16 protein-coding genes are annotated in these 18,481 nt (G+C 72.6%); 13 read left to right on the forward strand and 3 right to left on the reverse strand.

Features of this window, described 5'->3' with window-relative positions; translation table 11 throughout:
- Positions 1–15: 15 nt before the first annotated feature.
- Positions 16–426 carry an OB-fold nucleic acid binding domain-containing protein gene (locus ACI1MP_RS25035; protein ID WP_043916373.1) on the forward strand — a complete coding sequence of 137 codons (411 nt, stop codon included), beginning with the start codon at positions 16–18 and terminating at the stop codon, positions 424–426.
- Positions 423–1,136, forward strand: a complete 714-nt coding sequence (locus ACI1MP_RS25040; protein ID WP_232733894.1) for a DUF3159 domain-containing protein — start codon at positions 423–425, stop codon at positions 1,134–1,136. Before ACI1MP_RS25035 ends, ACI1MP_RS25040 begins: the two co-directional genes overlap by 4 nt.
- A gap of 62 nt (positions 1,137–1,198) precedes the next feature.
- Here ACI1MP_RS25040 and ACI1MP_RS25045 read toward each other — a convergent pair whose 3' ends face one another.
- Positions 1,199–1,855, reverse strand: coding sequence for a TrkA family potassium uptake protein (locus ACI1MP_RS25045; RefSeq protein WP_035862848.1), 657 nt, complete (start codon positions 1,853–1,855; stop codon positions 1,199–1,201).
- Entirely contained in the window at positions 1,855–2,523 is a 669-nt protein-coding gene (locus ACI1MP_RS25050; RefSeq protein WP_100585654.1) for a TrkA family potassium uptake protein, read from the reverse strand. The genes ACI1MP_RS25045 and ACI1MP_RS25050 overlap by 1 nt, the downstream gene beginning before the upstream one ends.
- Positions 2,524–2,769: 246 nt before the next feature.
- Between ACI1MP_RS25050 and ACI1MP_RS25055 the strand changes: the two genes are divergently transcribed.
- From ACI1MP_RS25055 to ACI1MP_RS25090, 8 genes are all read left to right on the forward strand, one after another.
- Complete coding sequence (locus ACI1MP_RS25055) at positions 2,770–4,821, forward strand: APC family permease (RefSeq protein WP_100585655.1); 2,052 nt, start codon at positions 2,770–2,772, stop codon at positions 4,819–4,821.
- A 495-nt stretch (positions 4,822–5,316) separates the two neighbouring features.
- The gene (locus tag ACI1MP_RS25060; protein WP_404870829.1) at positions 5,317–6,639 is read left to right on the forward strand and encodes a class I SAM-dependent RNA methyltransferase; all 1,323 of its coding nucleotides are present in this window, start codon (positions 5,317–5,319) and stop codon (positions 6,637–6,639) included.
- A gap of 202 nt (positions 6,640–6,841) precedes the next feature.
- The gene (locus tag ACI1MP_RS25065; protein ID WP_035862820.1) at positions 6,842–7,078 is read left to right on the forward strand and encodes a toxin-antitoxin system HicB family antitoxin; all 237 of its coding nucleotides are present in this window, start codon (positions 6,842–6,844) and stop codon (positions 7,076–7,078) included.
- Positions 7,075–7,488 carry a fic family toxin-antitoxin system, toxin component gene (locus ACI1MP_RS25070; protein ID WP_100585656.1) on the forward strand — a complete coding sequence of 138 codons (414 nt, stop codon included), beginning with the start codon at positions 7,075–7,077 and terminating at the stop codon, positions 7,486–7,488. The genes ACI1MP_RS25065 and ACI1MP_RS25070 overlap by 4 nt, the downstream gene beginning before the upstream one ends.
- Before the next feature lie 117 nt (positions 7,489–7,605).
- Entirely contained in the window at positions 7,606–8,436 is an 831-nt protein-coding gene (locus ACI1MP_RS25075; protein ID WP_404869518.1) for a putative RNA methyltransferase, read from the forward strand.
- A gap of 98 nt (positions 8,437–8,534) precedes the next feature.
- Entirely contained in the window at positions 8,535–9,887 is a 1,353-nt protein-coding gene (locus ACI1MP_RS25080) for an AAA family ATPase (RefSeq protein ID WP_404869519.1), read from the forward strand.
- On the forward strand, positions 9,884–10,210 hold the full coding sequence (locus ACI1MP_RS25085; protein WP_404869520.1) for a nucleotide pyrophosphohydrolase: 327 nt from the start codon (positions 9,884–9,886) through the stop codon (positions 10,208–10,210). Before ACI1MP_RS25080 ends, ACI1MP_RS25085 begins: the two co-directional genes overlap by 4 nt.
- 262 nt (positions 10,211–10,472) lie before the next feature.
- On the forward strand, positions 10,473–11,378 hold the full coding sequence (locus tag ACI1MP_RS25090; RefSeq protein WP_404869521.1) for a DUF6099 family protein: 906 nt from the start codon (positions 10,473–10,475) through the stop codon (positions 11,376–11,378).
- A gap of 236 nt (positions 11,379–11,614) precedes the next feature.
- On the opposite strand, the gene dapD is transcribed toward ACI1MP_RS25090, so the two are convergent.
- Complete coding sequence (gene dapD, locus ACI1MP_RS25095) at positions 11,615–12,604, reverse strand: 2,3,4,5-tetrahydropyridine-2,6-dicarboxylate N-succinyltransferase (RefSeq protein WP_100585661.1); 990 nt, start codon at positions 12,602–12,604, stop codon at positions 11,615–11,617.
- A 101-nt stretch (positions 12,605–12,705) separates the two neighbouring features.
- Between dapD and ACI1MP_RS25100 the strand changes: the two genes are divergently transcribed.
- The 3 genes from ACI1MP_RS25100 to argF all read left to right on the forward strand — a co-directional run bounded on the left by ACI1MP_RS25100 (position 12,706) and on the right by argF (position 18,463).
- A complete protein-coding gene (locus tag ACI1MP_RS25100; protein ID WP_404869522.1) occupies positions 12,706–14,520 on the forward strand; it encodes a 3' terminal RNA ribose 2'-O-methyltransferase Hen1 in 1,815 nt (604 codons plus the stop codon).
- On the forward strand, positions 14,517–17,120 hold the full coding sequence (locus ACI1MP_RS25105) for a polynucleotide kinase-phosphatase (RefSeq protein ID WP_404869523.1): 2,604 nt from the start codon (positions 14,517–14,519) through the stop codon (positions 17,118–17,120). The genes ACI1MP_RS25100 and ACI1MP_RS25105 overlap by 4 nt, the downstream gene beginning before the upstream one ends.
- 341 nt (positions 17,121–17,461) lie before the next feature.
- Positions 17,462–18,463, forward strand: a complete 1,002-nt coding sequence (gene argF / locus ACI1MP_RS25110) for an ornithine carbamoyltransferase (RefSeq protein WP_043914012.1) — start codon at positions 17,462–17,464, stop codon at positions 18,461–18,463.
- Positions 18,464–18,481: the final 18 nt, after the last annotated feature.

Here is an 18,481-nt window from a genome sequence, read left to right on the forward strand (position 1 = left end):
CGGTACCCTTCCGGCATGAGTGGTGACAACATCGGCGACCAGCCGCAGGGCCGTTTCCGCCGCATGCTGAGTCGGCTGACGACCTCCTCGGAGGAGCTGGCGGCCGAGGAACTGCGGCAGGACACCGCCGAGGCGGGCTGCACCCCGATCGCCGCCTGCGGCGACCGTGAGATCGTCACGGTGGCCGGCACGCTGCGGACCGTCACGCTGCGCCCGCGCGCGGGCGTGCCCGCGCTGGAGGCCGAGCTGTTCGACGGCACGGAGGCGCTGGACGTGGTATGGCTGGGCCGTCGCTCGATCGTGGGGATCGAGCCGGGCCGCCGCCTGATCGCCAGCGGCCGGATCGGCCACGCACGCGGGCGCCGCGTGCTCTTCAACCCCCGCTACGAGCTGCGTCCGGTGGGACACGGGAGCGAGTCCGCGTGAGCAACGAGGCCGAGGCGGTCAGGATGGCCGCGCACGACCCCCAGGGCGGCGATGACGAGCGGGACGCCTCCAAGGAGGCGGCCGAGACGGTGCTGAAGGCGTTCGGCGGCGTCCGCGGCATGATCGACATGACGCTGCCCGGCCTGGTGTTCATCGTCGCCTTCAACATCACCCACAAGGTGCCGGTGGCCGCCTGGTCGGCGCTGGCCCTGTGCGCGGTGTTCGTGGTGGTCCGACTGGCCCGCCGGGAGACCATCCAGCACGCCTTCTCCGGCGTGTTCGGCGTGGCGCTCGGCGCCTGGATCTCGATGAAGACCGGCAAGGCCGAGGACTTCTACCTGCCGGGTCTGCTGTGGAACGTCGGCTACTGCGTGGCGCTGGCGATCTCCGCACTGGTGCGCTGGCCGATGATCGGACTGATGCTGGGCCCGATCACCGGCGAGATGTTCACCTGGCGCAAGCAGAACCCGGGCCGGCTCGCCGCCTACACCCGGGCGACCTGGGCCTGGGTGGTGATCATGGGCCTGAAGCCGATGATCCTGTTCCCGCTGTACTTCACCCACAACGTCAACCTGCTGGGCTGGCTGAAGGTCGCCCTCGGTATTCCGCCGATGCTGCTGGCGATGTACGTCACCTGGCAGATCCTGCTGAAGGCGCCGCCGCCGATCAAGGCGGAGCTGCCCGAGGACGAGGAAGAGCCGCAGAAGTAGAGCCCCGGATGCGACGAAGGGCCCGCGCATCGCGCGGGCCCTTCGTCGTACGGCGGGGCGGATCAGCCGGCGAGCAGCGTCTCCAGCTCCTCCTCGCGCTCCTGGGCGGCCACGAACAGCAGCTCGTCGCCGGCCTCCAGGGTGTCGCTGCCGCCGGGGACCAGCACCCGGCCCGCGCGGATGATGGTGACCAGCGCGGTGTCCACCGGCCAGGCCACGTCCGCGACCCGGGTGCCGACCAGGCCGGTGTCGGCGGCCAGGGTGAGTTCGACCAGGTTGGCGTTGCCCTGCGAGAAGCGCATCAGCCGGACCAGGTCGCCGACGCTCACGGCCTCCTCGACCAGCGCCGACATCAGGCGCGGGGTGGAGACTGCGACGTCCACGCCCCAGGACTCGTTGTACAGCCACTCGTTCTTCGGGTTGTTCACCCGGGCGACCACCCGGGGCACCCCGTACTCGGTCTTGGCGAGCAGCGAGACGACCAGGTTGACCTTGTCGTCACCGGTGGCGGCGATCACCACGTGGCAGCGCTGCAGGGCGGCCTCGTCCAGCGAGGTGATCTCGCAGGCGTCGGCGAGCAGCCACTCCGCCAGCGGGACCCGCTCCACCGAGATGGAGTTCGGGTTCTTGTCGATCAGCAGGACCTCGTGGCCGTTCTCCAGCAGCTCTCCGGCAATGGAACGACCGACGGCACCGGCTCCGGCGATTGCGACGCGCATCAGTGACCAGCCTCCTCGGGGCCCTTGGCGAAGGCCGCCTCGACCGCGGTCAGTTCGTTGCGGCGCAGCATCACGTGCACCAGGTCGCCCTCCTGCACCACCATCTGCGGGGTGGGCAGCACGCCCTCGCCGACCCGCGTGACGAACGCCACCCGGACACCGGCCTCGGCCTCCAGCTCGGACAGGCGGTGGCCTATCCAGGCGGGGTTGAAGGCCACCTCGGCGAGCTGCACGGCGCCCGACGGGTCCTGCCAGACCGGCTCGGCGCCGCTGGGCAGCAGCCGGCGCAGCATCTGGTCGGCCGTCCAGCGGACGGTGGCGACGGTCGGGATGCCCAGGCGCTGGTAGACCTCGGCGCGGCGCGGGTCGTAGATGCGGGCCGCGACGTGCTCGACGCCGAAGTTCTCGCGGGCCACCCGGGCCGCGATGATGTTCGAGTTGTCACCGCTGGAAACGGCGGCGAAGGCGCCCGCCTCCTCGATTCCGGCTTCCCTCAGGGTGTCCTGGTCGAAGCCGACACCGGTGACCCGGCGGCCGTTGAAGCCCGCTCCGAGCCGACGGAAGGCGGTCGGGTCCTGGTCGATGACCGCGACCGAGTGGCCTTGTTTCTCGAGCGTTCTGGCGAGGGCGGAGCCCACGCGCCCGCAGCCCATGATGACGATGTGCACGCGACTACCTCACCCGATCCGTTGGGGTCATGACCTGCGTAAACACCGCTCATCGTCCTTCCGTGCCCCCGATTGCGGGGGCGAGTTCTCGATCGCGCCTGTGATCCGACGCGAGGGGGCAACGAGGTGTTGCCCGCTAACCCGTATTCCGACACGCTAGCCGGTCCGCCGAACACAGTCGCGACCAAGGTGCCCCCGTGCGGCGTCGGTTGCCGCCGCGAGCCTTTAGCATTCCTTGCTGTGCCTATGCCTGCTGACCTACCGAAACGCATCCTGATCGGGCGTGCGCTGCGCAGCGACAAGCTGGGGGAGACGCTGCTCCCCAAGCGGATCGCGCTGCCGGTGTTCGCCTCGGACGCGCTCTCCTCCGTGGCGTACGCGCCCGAGGAGATCCTGCTCACGCTGTCGCTGGCCGGCGCCGGGGCGATCCACTTCTCCTGGCAGATCGGCGTCGTCGTCGCCATCGTGATGCTCGCGGTGGTCGCCTCGTACCGGCAGAACGTGCACGCGTACCCGAGCGGCGGCGGCGACTACGAGGTCGCCACCGTCAACCACGGGCCGAACTCCGGCCTGGTGGTGGCGAGTGCGCTGATGGTCGACTACATCCTGACCGTGGCGGTGTCCACCACCTCCGGCGTGGCCAACGTGGTGTCGGCGGTGCCGGCGCTGCGCGGGCACGAGATGGCGCTGTCGGTCTTCGTGGTCATCCTGCTGATGGGCATGAACCTGCGCGGTGTCCGCGAGTCCGGTTCCGCGTTCGCGGTGCCGACGTACGCGTTCATGGTGGGCGTGCTCGGCATGGTGGTCTACGGCCTGGTGCGGCACTTCGGGTTCGGTGCGGCGCTGCCCGCGGAGAGCTCGGCGTACCACCTGGAGGCGACGCCCGGGAACGGGGCGCTGGGCGGGTTCGCGCTGGTGTTCCTGCTGCTCAAGGCGTTCTCGTCGGGCTGTGCGGCGCTGACCGGTGTGGAGGCCATCTCCAACGGCGTGCCGGCCTTCCGCAAGCCGAAGAGCAAGAACGCGGCGACCACGCTGCTGATGATGGCGTCCATCGCCGTCACGATGTTCATGGGCATCATCTACCTGGCGCACCTGACCGGGACGCAGATGGCCGAGAACCCGACCGAGCAGCTGATCGGCGCGCCCGAGGGCTACCACCAGAAGACCGTGCTGGCGCAGATCTCCGAGGCGGTGTTCTCCAACTTCACCCCGGGCTTCTACTTCGTCGCGGGCACCACCGGCCTGATCCTGGTGCTGGCCGCGAACACCGCGTTCAACGGCTTCCCGGTGCTCGGCTCGATCCTGGCCCAGGACCGCTACCTGCCGCGGCAGCTGCACACCCGCGGCGACCGGCTGGCGTTCTCCAACGGCATCGTGCTGCTGGCCGGCGCGGCGGTCCTGTTCATCGTGGCGTTCGGCGCCGACCCGAACCGGCTGATCCAGCTGTACATCGTCGGCGTGTTCGTGGCGTTCAACATGAGTCAGTCCGGCATGATCCGGCACTGGACCCGGCTGCTGAAGACCGAGACCGACCCGAAGAAGCGCGCCCGCATGCAGCGCAGCCGGGCGATCAACACCTTCGGCCTGGTGATGACCATGGCCGTGCTGATCGTGGTGCTCGCCACCAAGATCGGCCACGCCTGGATCGCCATCGCGCTGATGGTGGTGCTGTTCGTGATGATGAAGGCGATCCGCCGGCACTACGACAGCGTCAACGCCGAGCTGAAGGCCGCCGAGGAGCCCGCGGACGTCGCCCCGCCGACCCGGGTGCACGCCGTCGTGCTGGTCTCCAAGCTGCACAAGCCCGCGCTGCGCGCCCTCGCCTACGCCCAGCTGTCCCGGGCGCACATCCTGGAAGCCGTCACCGTCAACGTCGACCCGGTCGACACCGCGGCACTGCGCAAGGAGTGGGACGAACGCGGCATCGAGGTGCCGCTGAAGGTCCTCGACTCGCCGTACCGCGAGATCACCGGCCCGGTGCTGGAGTACGTGAAGAACCTGCGCCGGGACAGCCCGCGCGACGTGGTCGCGGTCTACATCCCCGAGTACGTGGTCGGCCACTGGTACGAGCACCTGCTGCACAACCAGAGCGCGCTGCGGCTCAAGGGACGTCTGCTGTTCAAGCCCGGTGTGATGGTGACGTCCGTACCCTGGCAGTTGGAGTCCTCGGAACGGCGCAAGGCGCCCAAGGCGTGGTCCGCGCCCGGCGCGGTGCGCCGCGGCGAGCCCCGTCCGCGACGCGGACAGGCTCCCGGGGAGTCCCGGGGCGGCAAGGACGACGCCGCGCCGCGCGACTAGCCGCGCAAGCCCGTCCGGCCTCCCGATGGCCTTCAATGGGCCCGTGGCGGATCGTTCCCGGTCCGCCACGGGCCGCCGTGTTCTCCACCGTCCGTCCCCCGTCTTTCGTATCGCGTAAGGAAGCGCCCCGTGACCCGCAACAACCCGCCCCGCTCCTCCGGTCGCCAGGGCCGCCCCGGCCGCACGTCCGGCGCCAAGCCCGGGCAGGTGGCGCACCCGCGCTGGAGCAGCCGGCCGTCCCGGCCCGAGGCCACCGACCGGGAGGGCAACACCGCCCGCAGCCTGCCGCCGGTGCCCGGCGAGCAGCGCCCCGCCGCCGAGCGGCAGGCGGTCGCGAAGCCGGCGGTCGAGAAGTCGGCCAAGGGCGCGGCGAAGGGCGCCCAGGGCGCTCGGGACGGCAAGGGCGCCCAGGGCGCCGCGGCGAAGAAGGCCGAGCGGCAGGGTCGCAAGCCCGGCGCGGTGCGGGCGCCCAAGGCGGTGCGGCCGACCAAGCCGGTGCTGCGGCAGCCCTCCGGGGACCCGCTGGTCGGCGAGCGCTACGAGGTCGAGGTCGGGCCGGTCGCGCACGGCGGGCACTGCGTGGCCCGGCACGAGGGCCGAGTGCTGTTCGTCCGGCACGCGCTGCCCGGCGAGCGGGTGATCGTGCAGGTCACCGACGGCACCACCACCTCGCGGTTCCTGCGGGCGGACGCGGTGGAGGTGCTGGAGGCCGCCAAGGAGCGGATCGAGGCCCCCTGCCCGTTCTCCGGCCCCGGCAAGTGCGGCGGCTGCGACTGGCAGCACGTCACCCCCGGCGGGCAGCGCAAGCTCAAGGGTTCGGTGCTCACCGAGCAGCTCGCCAAGCTGGCCGGCCTCACCCCCGAGGAGGCCCACTGGGACGGCTCGGTCGAGCCGGTCGGCGGCAAGCTCCAGGCCGGCGAGGTCCCGGCCTGGCGCACCCGGGTGCAGTACGCCGTCGACGAGGACGGCACCATCGGGCTGCGCAAGCACCGCTCGCACGACATCCAGCCGATCGACCGCTGCCTGATCGCCGCGCCCGGCGTCACCGAACTCGGCATCGAGTCCCGCGACTGGACCGGCGTCGCCGCCGTCGACGTGATCGCGGCGTCCGGCTCCTCCGACCGGCAGGTGATCCTGCGGCCGCAGCCCGGCGAGCAGCTGCCGCTGGTCGAGCTCGACCGGGAGACCTCGATCGCCCGGATCGACGAGCAGGACCTGTTCCACCGCGTGCACGGCCGCACCTTCGTCCGCGAGCGCGCCGCCGGCCGCACCTGGCGGGTCTCCAACGGCGGCTTCTGGCAGATCCACCCCGAGGCCCCGGACACCCTGGTCGACGCCGTCCTCAGCGGCCTCGACCCGCAGTGGGGCGAGAACGCCCTCGACCTGTACTGCGGCGTCGGCCTGTTCGCCGGCGCGCTCGCCGAGCGGGTCGGCGAGGACGGCGCGGTGCTCGGCATCGAGTCCGGCAAGCAGGCCGTCGCGGACGCCCGGCACAACCTCGCGGCGCTGGAGAACGTCCGCATCGAGTGCGACAAGGTCGAGACCCTGCTGCCCCGCACCGGCATCACCTCCACCGACCTGATCGTCCTCGACCCGCCCCGGGCCGGCGCCGGCCGCGACACCGTCGCCCACCTCTGCTCGCTCTCCGCCCGCCGCATCGCCTACGTCGCCTGCGACCCCGCCGCGCTCTCCCGCGACCTGGCCTTCTTCCGCGAGGGCGGCTACCGCCCGGTCTCGCTGCGCGCCTTCGACCTGTTCCCGATGACCCACCACTTCGAGTGCGTGGCCATCCTGGAGCCGATCGCCGGCCGGCAGTAGCCGATTCACTGTCGCAACGGGCGCGGGAGCCTCCCCCGCGCCCGTTCGGCGTTTCCGGGCGGGCGGCGCCCAGGTGTGAGGTGTCGGCGGATCGGGCCCGGTGGCCGGTTTTCGCGGGGGCGCGGGCGGACAGGGTGGGGGAGTGGGGGGTGCGGCCGGTTTGCGCCCTTGTTGTGCTAGCACCACGGCGCTAGCGTGAAGCATGGCCAAGAAGCAGCTGAACGTCAGGGTGGATGCGACCACCGCCGAGATGGCCCGCGAGCGGGCCGAACAGCAGGGGATCAGCATGAACCAGTACATCGAGCGTCTGGTCCAGCAGGACATGGGCGAGGCGGGGCGCAACTTCGTGGATGCCGCGGCGCAGTTCATGAAGGAGCACGAGGCGGCGTTCCTCGCCGAGTTCGGGTCGCCGAGCGAACTCCAGGACGTGCGCCGTTGAAACTTGAGGTCGACCTCTCGTGGCTGCTCATGACCGCCGAGCAGTACACGCCCGGTGACCCGCAGGTCACCGACTACGGATCGCTGCTCGCAGCGGTCACCAGGCACCAGGCCGAGATCTTCGACATCGCCGTCTACCCGGAGCCGCAGGACCGTGCGGCCGCGCTGATGCACCAGCTGATCCGGGTCCCCGCGCTGGAGCGCAACAACGAGCTGTTCGCCACCGCCGTGGCCTACGCGTACCTGGTGGCCAGCGGCTGCCGGGTGGCGACCACCGCGCGGGAGGTGCGCAGCCTGGCCCGGGCGATCCGGGAGGGCAAGCTCGGCATCACGGGTGTGGCGGAGCGGCTGGCGATGTGGGTGGTCGACGAGGCGGAGGAGGAAGAGGTCGGCGACGACGGCGAGGAGTGAGCCGTCGGCAGGTCGGCGCAGGTGGGGTCAGGGGCAGGGAGAGCGACGAGGCGTCCGCAGCCGGGATACCCTCGACGTTCCCCCGGCCCCTGACGATCCCGCGAGGATGCGACCGAGTTGCTGCAGGACATCGAGCCCTATCTGGTCTGCCCGCACTGCGCCCGCCCACTGACCCTGGACGGTCGGACCCTGCGCTGCCCGCAGGGCCACAGCTTCGACCAGGCCCGGCAGGGCTACGTCAGCCTGCTGGCCGGTGACGCGAAGGCGGGCACCGCCGACACTGCGGAGATGGTCGCCGCCCGCAGCGAGTTCCTGGCGGCCGGCCACTACCGTCCGCTGGAGCAGGCGCTGGCCGAGGCCGCCGCCGACGTCGCGGTGGACACCGGCCTGGTGGCCGACCTGGGCGCGGGCACCGGCCACTACCTGGCGCGGGTGCTCCAGGCGCGGCCCGGCGCGGCCGGCGCGGCCCTCGACCTGTCGAAGTACGCGCTGCGGCGCGCCGCGAAGGCGCACCCGAGGATCGGCGCCGTGGTGTGCGACGCCTGGCGCCCGCTGCCGCTGCGGGACGGTGCGGCGGACGTGCTGCTGAACGTGTTCGCGCCGCGCAACGGACCGGAGATGCGCCGGGTGCTGCGCCCGGGCGGGCAACTGCTGGTGGCCGCGCCGACCTCCCGCCACCTGCGGGAACTGGTGGGCGCGCTGGGCCTGCTGTCGGTGGACGAGGACAAGGACCGGCGGATCGAGGAGAAGCTCGGCCCCTGGTTCGCGCCGGTGGGGCGCACCGAGGTGGAGTTCACGCTGCGGCTGTCGCGGACGGACGCCGCCGCGGTGGTCGGGATGGGCCCGAGCGCCTGGCACACCGACCCGGCCGCGCTGGCCGCCGCGCTGGACGCGCTGCCGCAGCCGGTGGAGGTCACCGGTTCGGTACGGATCACCGCGTACGGGTGACACTTCGCCGGCGGCCCGGGGACGGTTGGGACTCGAAGGGGTGAAAGGCCGTCAGGAGAGACGTTTCTCCAGCTCACTGCGGGCCTAGAGTGCTCGGAGTGACCAGCGAAGCCCCCTTGGCCCCGCCTCCGGTCGGCCCGCCCGACCGCTCCTCCGTCCAGTCGGGCGGACGCCCGCCCGCGGAGCCCACCCCTCTGGTGAAGCGCCCCACCGTCGAGGAACTGCGGCTGACGTCCTTCAAGTCCTACCGGCGCGCCACCCTGCCGCTGTCGCCGCTGACCGTCCTGCACGGCCCGTCCGGGGCGGGCAAGTCCAACGCCCTGGACGCTCTCGCCGTGCTCTCCCGGCTCGCCCTCGGCGAGGAGATCAAGCCCTCGCTGGACGGCATCGGCGGGATCGGCGGCCCGCTCGCCGTCCCGGTGCGCGGCGGGCTGATCGGCTGCGTGCCGCACGGGCGCAACGCGATCATCCTGGGCTGCACCGTGCGCTCCAGCGTCGGGCCGGTCCGGCTCGAAGTGGTGGTGCGCACCGACGAACGCGTCCGGATCGCCCGTGAGTGGCTCACCCTGGACGGCCGGACCCTGATGGAGACCGGCGAGCAGGACCTCGCCCGCGGCCGGGTCAACGTCACCTGGCACAACGACTCCCGGCAGGGCGACATCCGCGCACCGCTGTCCAGCAGCAGCCTGATCACCGCCCAACTGCCGCTGCGGGTGGCCGGATCGTCCAACGGCGAGCGCAAGGTCCTGGCCGCCTCCGAACAACTGCTCACCGCACTGCGCGAGGTGTTCGCCCTGCACCCGGTGCCCGCCGCGATGCGCGGCTGGGCCAGGCCCGAACCGCAGGCCCGGTTGCTCGGCACCGCAGCCAACATCTCCGCCGTCCTCGGTCGCCTCGAACACGAATGCCAGCGCCGGTGGGCCCGGCTGCTGCGCACCGTCCAGGCCGCCGCCCCGCACCCGCTGCTCGGCCTGGACGTCGCCCGGCGCGGCGACGGCGCGCAGCAGCGACTGATCGCCGTCTTCGACGAGGGCGTGCTCGGTCGGACCGGCGCCGACCAGGCCTCCGACGGCATGCTGCGGCTGCTCGCCTTCGCCGCCGTCCTGCTCACCGGCGCCGACGTCATCGACGTCGACCCGGCCGCCGAGGTCCCCGACGCGCACCGGCAGTTGGTGCTGCTCGCCGAGGACCTCGGGGCCGGCCTGGCGGCCGAGCAGGTCGCCGCGCTGCTGCGGCTGGCCCGCGAAGTCACCGGCAAGGGCGACATCCGGCTGCTCGCCACCCTTCAGGAACCCGGTCTGGCGCTCGGCCTGGACGGCGTCGAACTGGTCGAGTGCCGCCGCGATCCGGCCACCGGCCACAGCCTGCTGCGGCGCACCGAACCCGCCGCCCGGGTGCCCGTCCAGGGCGCGGCCCGCGACGGCTCCGCAGTGGTAGACCTGGGGGAATGAACGACGATCTCACGGTGCCCGAACTCCAGCGGCGACTGGCCGAGTTCGCGGCCGCCAGGAACTGGCAACCGTTCCACACCCCGAAGAACCTGGCCTCGGCGCTGAGCGTCGAGGCCGGTGAACTGCTGGAGATCTTCCAGTGGTTGACGCCCGAACAGGCCGCCACGGTGATGACGGACCCGGACACGGCGCACCGCGTCCGGGACGAGGTCGCCGACGTGCTGGCCTACCTGCTGCAGCTGTGCACGGTGCTGGAGGTGGACCCGCTGCGGGCGCTCGCGGAGAAGATCGAGCGCAACGAGAGCCGGTTCCCGGCGGCCTGACGCGGTTCCCGGGTGGGCGGCTGTCGGTTGAGGTGGTGCTCGTTCCGGACGGTTCCGGCAGAGGCGCCTCAAGTTCGGGGCGGTTCCCGGCGGGCGGAGAAATCATCCGGTTTTCCCTCCTACGGGGGACCGGAGTTTTCCACAGGACCGGGTTGTCCACAGGTGCGGCGAATGCGCTGGGAGTGCCCGGCCGACGGCGGCACGCTGAGCCCCTGACCGACCGCCGACCGACGGCGGCGGCGAACGAGGGGAGCGCTGCACCGTGGAGGCACTGCGACTGATCAAGACCGTCCGGCACGCCCTGGTCGAGTCCCGGGCGACCGGAGACATCCTGCACCAGGCCTGGCAGTCCGGGCTGCTCACCGAGGCGGTCGGGGCCCGGATCGGCGACCACGACGGCGAGGAGTTCGCCACCCTCGGGCAACTGCTCTCGGAGGCCGGTTCGCACGCCGCGAGCTGCCTGCGACCGCCGCCCGATCGCAGCCGCTACGGGCCCGGCGGCGTGCTGGGCAGCGGGCCGGGCGACTGGTCCGGGCCACCGCTCGTGGAGCGGCTCACCGAACTCGGCGAGCTGGAACCGGTGCTGACGGAGCTCGCCGGGTTGCTGGCGGAGGCCGGCGAGAACCTGGTGGTGCTGGCCTGCGGAGCGGAGACCGAGAGCCTGTACTGGGCCTGCATCGACGGGCTCGACGCGAACTCCGAATGCCGCGACCTGGTCGCCGAGTTGCTGCGCGAGCAGCAGCGGCGGACGACGGTGCCCGACGGGGCGTCACCGGAGGACGGGGAAGCCGCGCAGGACGCCGAAGATCCGGCGGACGCGGCGGCACTGGTGGCAGCGGCGGCGCTCCCGGAGCCGGAGGAGGGGAGTGCGCCGCCGGGCGGGGCCCGGCGGGAGGAGCCGAGGCTCGTGGTCCCGCTGGGCCCGCCGGTTCCGGCGGCGCGCGCTCAGGCGCGGGCCGAGTCGTCCGGCTCGCTCGTGGGTGCGGTGTCCCGCAGGTCGGAGTCGAGTCCGGCCAGGTCGGTGTTGATCGAGGCGAGCAGCTCCTGCATCTGCTCCAGCAGCGACTTGGTGGTGACGGGCGCGCCGTCCGTGGGGGTGCCCGGGGTGGGCGGCTCGGTCCAGGGCTCGGACATGAGAGGGCCCCTTCAGCTCGGTGGTGCGGGGTGAAGCGCCGGGGGTCGACGCCGCCGGTCCAACGAGCCCCCGCCGCGCGCGGTCACCCCGGACCACCCGTAGCGGTCCAACCCCGCGGCCCGGTCAGCCCCAGGGGTGAGCCGAGTTTGCGAGCCCGGCCCCCGCTCGGCTACGGCGCCGAGCGGGGGCGGGGAGAGCTCCGCCGGCAGCCGTCGGACGGCTGCCGGGCAGCCGCGGCCGCGGCTGCTGAAGCGTGACCTGGAAGGAGGTCAGTTGTGCGAGTGCAGATCCGCGTTCAGGCCGCCCCACGAACCGCTGCGGGCGATCACCTCGACCGCGCCGGACTGCGAGTTGCGGCGGAACAGCAGGTTGTCCTGGCCGGACAGCTCCACGGCCTTCGCCACCGTGCCGTCCGGGGCGGTGACCCGGGTGCCGGCGGTGACGTACAGGCCCGCCTCCACCACGCAGTCGTTGCCCAGCGAGATGCCGATGCCCGCGTTGGCGCCCAGCAGGCAGCGCTCGCCCACCGAGACGACCTGCTTGCCACCGCCGGACAGGGTGCCCATGATCGAGGCGCCGCCACCGATGTCGCTGTGGTCGCCGACCACCACGCCCGCGCTGATCCGGCCCTCCACCATCGAGGTGCCCAGGGTGCCGGCGTTGAAGTTGACGAAGCCCTCGTGCATCACGGTGGTGCCCTCGGCCAGGTGCGCGCCGAGGCGGACCCGGTCGGCGTGCGCGATGCGCACCCCACTCGGCGCCACGTAGTCGGTCATCCGCGGGAACTTGTCGATGCCGTACACGGCGAGCTGCCCGCCCTGGGCACGCACCGCCAGCCGGGCCTGCTCCACGTTGCCCACCGGCACCGGGCCGATCGAAGTCCAGGCGACGTTCGCCAGCAGGCCGAAGACGCCGTCCAGGTTCTGGCCGTGCGGCTTCACCAGCCGGGAGGAGAGCAGGTGCAGGCGAAGGTAGACGTCGTGCGCGTCCAGCGGCTTCTCGTCCAGCGAGGAGATCACGGTGCGCACCGCCACCACCTCGACGCCGCGCCGTGCGTCGGCGCGCAGCGCCTCGGCGGCGCCGGGACCGAGCGCTTGCTCGGCCTCCTCGGCGCTCAGCCGGACGGTGCCCGACGGGCCGGGGGCGGCGGCCAGCTCGGGCGCGGGGAACCAGGTGTCGAGGACGGTGCCGTCGGCGGCGATGGTCGCCAGGCCGGCGGCCACCGCGCCGCTTGCGGAAGTGGAGGTCTCAGCAGTCACATCCCGCACGTTAACCAATCAGGGCAAGGGCTGACCAACACGCTCACCGGACGGACAAAACCTGATGCCCGGAAACCGGCCCAACAGCCATACTCGGCCGGGTGTTCGTATCCATCTCCACCACCGGCACTGCCGAGAATCCTGCCTCCGACCTGGGCTTCCTCCTGCACAAGCACCCTGACAAGGTGCAGCGGTTCACCACCGCGCACGGCACCGCGCACGTCTTCTACCCCGAGTCCGGGGAGCAAACGTGCACCGCCGCGCTGCTGCTGGAGATCGACCCCGCGGCGCTGCTGCGCCACGGCCGTGGCAAGGGTCGCTCCGGGTCGCCCGACCTGGCCCTCGCCGAGTACGTCAACGACCGGCCGTACGCCGCGTCCTCGCTGCTCGCGGTGGCGCTGCGCACGGTGTTCCGGTCCGCGATGAAGGGCGAGTGCCCGCACCGCCCCGAACTGCCCGGCCGTGCCATGCCGCTGCGGATCGTGCTGCCCTCCGTCCCGGTGGCGGGCGGCGGACCGGAGCTGGTGGATCGACTGTTCGAGCCGCTGGGCTGGCAGGTCGGGGCGACGCCCGTCCCGCTGGACGAGTCCTTCCCCGAGTGGGGCGACTCCCGGTATGTGCGACTCGAACTCACCGGCACCCTGCGGCTCGCCGACGCCCTGCAGCACCTGTACGTGCTGCTGCCGGTGCTGGACGGAGCCAAGCACTACTGGGTCGCGCCCGAAGAGGTCGACAAGCTGCTGGCGGCCGGCCAGGGCTGGCTCGCCGACCACCCCGAACGCGCCCTGATCACCCGCCGCTACCTGTCCCGCCGCTGGTCGCTGACCCGGCTCGCGATGGAACGCCTCGCCCTGGCCCGCCTGGCTGAGGCCGACGACCGCGAGGCCGAGGAAATCGACAACGCCGTCCCCGACACCCCGGAGGAGGTGACTGCCACCGACCTGACCACCGACCTGACCACCGATTCGGGTGCCGTTCTTCCGGCCGACGCCGCTGCAACTCCGGTACGTCCGGTACAGGGGTCGCCGACCACAGAGCCGGAGTCGATATCGGAGCCGGAGCCGGGCCGTTCCACCGTCACCGGTGCCGTCACCGGTACCGAGGCCGACGGCGAGGGCGCCGGGCGCGGCGAGTCGCTGGCGGCTCAGCGGCGCACCGCGATCCTGGCCGCGCTGGCCCGCACCGGTGCCGCCCGGGTGCTCGACCTGGGCTGCGGCCAGGGCGAGTTGGTGGGCGCGCTGCTCAAGGAGCCGCGGGTGACCGAAGTGCTCGGTGTGGACGTGTCCTCCCGGGCGCTGACGATCGCCGCCCGCCGGCTGCGGCTGGACCGGATGCCGGAGCGTCTGGCGAGCCGGGTTCGGCTGGTCCAGGGCGCGCTGACGTACACCGATGCCCGGCTGAAGGGCTACGACGCGGCAGTGCTGTGCGAGGTGATCGAGCACCTCGACCTGCCCCGGCTGCCCGCGCTGGAGTACGCCGTGTTCGGTGCGGCCCGGCCGGCCGCGGTCGTGGTCACCACCCCGAACGCGGAGTACAACGTGCGCTGGGAGACCCTGCCCGCCGGACACCTGCGGCACGGCGACCACCGGTTCGAGTGGAACCGCGCCGAGTTCACCGCCTGGGCGGAGCAGGTGGCCGACAGCTTCGGCTACACGGTCGCGTTCGAGCCGGTCGGCCCGGTCGACCCGGAGGTCGGCGCACCCACCCAGCTCGCACACTTCCGCCTCACCGAGCCCGCTCCGACCACCGTCGAAACCGCAGGAACGACCGCCACCACCGACAACACCACCACCATCGACAACGCCATCACCGACCGCACCGACGCCGACCGCACCGCCACCGACCGCACGACCGCCACCGACCGCACCGACGCCCCGTCGAACGACCTCGCCCCGGAAGGGAGCGCCCACCGATGACCACCGAAACCCTGGAGGCCGGCACCCCCACCGGCCGGCGCCTCCCCGTCACCGACGTCTCGCTGGTGGTGCTGATCGGCAGCACCGGCGCCGGAAAGTCGAGCTTCGCCAGGAAGCACTTCCTGCCCACCCAGGTGATCTCGTCGGACTCCTGCCGGGGGCTGGTCTCCGACGACGAGAACGACCAGTCCGCCTCGGCCGACGCCTTCGACGTGCTGCACTACATCGTCGGCAAGCGGCTCGCGGCCGGCCGGCTCACCGTGGTCGACGCCACCAACGTGCAGCAGCACGCCAGGCGTGCGCTGATTGCGTTGGCCCGGGAGCACCACGTGCTGCCGATCGCGATCGTGCTGGACGTGCCCGCCGAGGTGTGCGCCGAACGCAACCGGGCCCGGCCGGACCGGCAGCTGCCGGCCCACGTGATCCCCCGCCACCAGCGCGACCTGCGGCGTTCGTTGCGCGGCCTGGAGCGCGAGGGCTTCCGCAAGGTGCACGTGCTGCGCGGGGTCGAGGAGATCGAGCACGCCGAGATCGTCCCGGAGAAGCGGTACAACGATCTGCGGCACCTGACCGGCCCGTTCGACATCATCGGTGACATCCACGGCTGCCGCTCCGAGCTGGAGACCCTGCTCGGCCGGCTCGGTTACGCGATCACCCGGGACGAAGCGGGCCGCCCGGTCGACGCCGCGCACCCGGACGGCCGGACCGCCGTGTTCGTCGGCGACCTGGTCGACCGCGGCCCGGACAGCCCGGGCGTGCTGCGCCTGGTGATGGGCATGGTCGCGGCCGGCCACGCGCTCTGCGTGCCCGGCAACCACGAGAACAAGCTCGGCCGCTGGATGGACGGCCGCAAGGTCACCGTCTCGCACGGCCTGCAGGAGACGATCGATCAGCTGTCCGGCGAGAGCGAGGAGTTCCGCGCCCAGGTGCGGGCGTTCATGCGCGGCCTGGTCAGCCACTACCTGCTGGACGGCGGCGAGCTGGTGGTCTGCCACGCCGGCCTGCCGGAGAAGCTCCACGGCCGGGCCTCCGGCCGGGTCCGCTCGCACGCGCTGTACGGCGAGACCACCGGTGAGACCGACGAGTACGGCCTGCCGGTCCGCTACCCGTGGGCCGAGGAGTACCGCGGCCGCGCCATGGTGGTCTACGGCCACACCCCGGTGCCGGTGGCGAGTTTCCTCAACAACACCATCTGCCTGGACACCGGCTGCGTCTTCGGCGGCAGCCTCACCGCGCTGCGCTACCCGGAGCGGGAGATCGTCGGCGTGCCCGCCGAACAGGAGTGGTACGAGCCGGTCCGCCCGCTGCGCGCGGACGCGCCCGGCGGCCGGGAGGGCCGTCCGCTGGACCTCGCCGACGTGGCCGGCCGCCGCGTGGTGGAGACCGCCACCCTCGGCAACGTCTCCGTCCGGGAGGAGAACGCCGCCGCCGCGCTGGAGGTGATGAGCCGCTTCGCGCTCGACCCGCGGCTGCTCGCCTACCTGCCGCCGACCATGGCGCCCTCGCCGACCTCCCGTCGCGAAGGCTTCCTGGAACACCCCGAGGAGGCGTTCTTCGCCTACCGGCACGACGGGGTGCGGCAGGTGATCTGCGAGGAGAAGCACATGGGCTCCCGCGCCGTCGTCCTGGTCGCCCGCGACGACACCGCGCTGGACAAGCGCTTCGGCCTGCCCGGCCGGGGCGCGATCTGGACCAGGACCGGCCGCGCCTTCCTGTCCGACGAGCAGCTCACCGACGCGATACTCGACCGGCTGCGGGCCGCCGCCGAGCAGTCCGGCCTGTTCGACGAACTCGACACCGGCTGGCTGCTGCTGGACGCCGAGCTGATGCCGTGGTCGCTGAAGGCCGTCGAACTGCTGCGCCGTCAGTACGCCGCGGTCGGCGCGGCCGCCGGTGCCGCGCTGCCAGTCGCGCTCGACGCCCTCGCCCGGGCCGCCGCCCGCGGCCTGGACGTGGCGGAGCTGACGGACCGCCAGCAGCAGCGCGCCGCCGACGCGCTGGCCTTCACCGAGGTGTACCGGCGCTACTGCTGGCCGACCGAGGGCCTCGGCGGCATCCGGCTGGCGCCGTTCCAGCTGCTCGCCGCCGAGGGCGCCAACCTGGCGCTGCGCCCGCACACCGAGCACCTCGACCTGATCGACCGCCTGGTGGACGCCGACCACCGGCTCGCGGCGGAGGCCGACGGCGTCACTCCGCTGCTGCACCGCACCGGGCGGATGCTGGTCGACACCGAGGACGAGTCCTCGGTGGCCGCCGCCGTCGCCTGGTGGGAGGAGCTGACCGGTGCGGGCGGCGAGGGCATGGTGGTCAAGCCGGTCGAGGCGCTGCACCGCGAGAGCAACGGGCGGCCGGTCCAGCCCGGGCTGAAGGTCCGCGGCCGTGAGTACCTGCGGATCATCTACGGCCCGGACTACACCCGGCAGCTGGACCGACTGCGGCAGCGCTCGCTGGCCCACAAGCGCTCGCTCGCCCTGCGCGAGTACGCGCTCGGCATGGAGGCGCTGGACCGGCTGGCGGCCGGCGAGCCGCTCTGGCGGGTGCACGAGGCGGTGTTCGCGGTGCTGGCCCTGGAGTCCGAGCCGGTCGACCCCCGTCTCTGACACCACCCGGGGAGTCCCGCTCCCGACCGCGCCCGGGGCGGACGGTTCGCCGTCCGCCCCGGGCGCGGTCGCCCGCCCCGGGCGCGGTCGCCCGCCCCGGGCGCGGTCGCCCGCCCCGGGTCCGGTCGCCCGCCCCGGGTCCGGTCGCCCGCCCCGGGTCCGGTCGCCCGCCCCGGGTCCGCCGTCCCGCTGCCGTCCTCGCTGTCCCGCCGTCCTCGCCCATCTCCCCGTCCTCGCCGCCCCGCCGTCTTCGGCAGGCCTGGCAACCTCGATGTGCATGATTATTCGATGACTCGTATACACTTCCTACTTCGGCCCATTGACTGACCCAGGAGACGGGTATGGCGTTCAACCTCCGGAACAGGCACTTCCTCAAGGAGATCGACTTCACTCCCCAGGAGTTCCGTCACCTGGTCGACCTCTCCGCGCAGCTCAAGGCCGCCAAGTACGCCGGTACCGAGCAGCCGCGGCTGCGGGGCAAGAACATCGCGCTGATCTTCGCCAAGACCTCCACCCGCACCCGCTGCGCGTTCGAGGTGGCGGCCCACGACCAGGGCGCGTCCACCACCTACCTGGACCCGGCGGGGTCGCAGATGGGCCACAAGGAGTCGATCAAGGACACCGCCCGGGTGCTGGGCCGGATGTTCGACGGTATCGAGTACCGGGGCGACGGCCAGGAGATCGTCGAGGAGCTGGCCGCCCACGCCGGCGTCCCGGTCTGGAACGGCCTGACCGACGAGTGGCACCCCACCCAGATGCTGGCCGACGTGCTCACCATCCAGGAGCACTCCACCAAGCCGCTGAGCGAGACCACGCTGGTCTACCTCGGCGACGCCCGCTCCAACATGGGCAACTCGCTGCTGGTCACCGGCGCGCTGCTGGGCATGGACATCCGGATCGTCACCCCGGCGCAGCTGTGGCCGTCGGAGGAGGTCCAGAAGGCCGCCCACACGCTGGCCGAGGCCAGCGGCGCCATGATCACGCTGACCGAGGACGTGGCGGCGGGCGTGGCCGGCGCGGACTTCCTGTACACCGACGTCTGGGTGTCGATGGGCGAGCCCAAGGAGGTCTGGGCCGAGCGGATCGCCCTGCTGAAGCCCTACCAGGTCTCGATGGACACGGTGCGCGCCACCGGAAACCCGGCGGTCAAGTTCATGCACTGCCTGCCCGCGTACCACGACCTCGGCACCGAGATCGGCCGGCAGATGTTCGAACTCACCGGCATGGCCGAACTGGAGTGCACCGACGAGCTCTTCGAGTCGCCGCACTCCGTGGTCTTCGACCAGGCCGAGAACCGCCTGCACACCATCAAGGCCGTGATGGTGGCGACCCTCGGCTCCTGACGCTCCCGACCCCCCCGG

This window comes from Kitasatospora griseola, from assembly GCF_044999035.1.
In the GTDB taxonomy this organism is placed as follows: domain Bacteria; phylum Actinomycetota; class Actinomycetes; order Streptomycetales; family Streptomycetaceae; genus Kitasatospora; species Kitasatospora griseola.

Bases quoted from the DNA above. Each gene is read 5' to 3' on its own strand.
- ACI1MP_RS25035 (WP_043916373.1), top strand. From the start codon at position 16: ATGAGTGGTGACAACATCGGCGACCAGCCGCAGGGCCGTTTCCGCCGC.
- ACI1MP_RS25045 (WP_035862848.1), bottom strand. From the start codon at position 1,855: ATGCGCGTCGCAATCGCCGGAGCCGGTGCCGTCGGTCGTTCCATTGCC.
- ACI1MP_RS25055 (WP_100585655.1), top strand. From the start codon at position 2,770: ATGCCTGCTGACCTACCGAAACGCATCCTGATCGGGCGTGCGCTGCGC.
- ACI1MP_RS25065 (WP_035862820.1), top strand. From the start codon at position 6,842: ATGGCCAAGAAGCAGCTGAACGTCAGGGTGGATGCGACCACCGCCGAG.
- ACI1MP_RS25085 (WP_404869520.1), top strand. From the start codon at position 9,884: ATGAACGACGATCTCACGGTGCCCGAACTCCAGCGGCGACTGGCCGAG.
- ACI1MP_RS25105 (WP_404869523.1), top strand. From the start codon at position 14,517: ATGACCACCGAAACCCTGGAGGCCGGCACCCCCACCGGCCGGCGCCTC.
- argF (WP_043914012.1), top strand. From the start codon at position 17,462: ATGGCGTTCAACCTCCGGAACAGGCACTTCCTCAAGGAGATCGACTTC.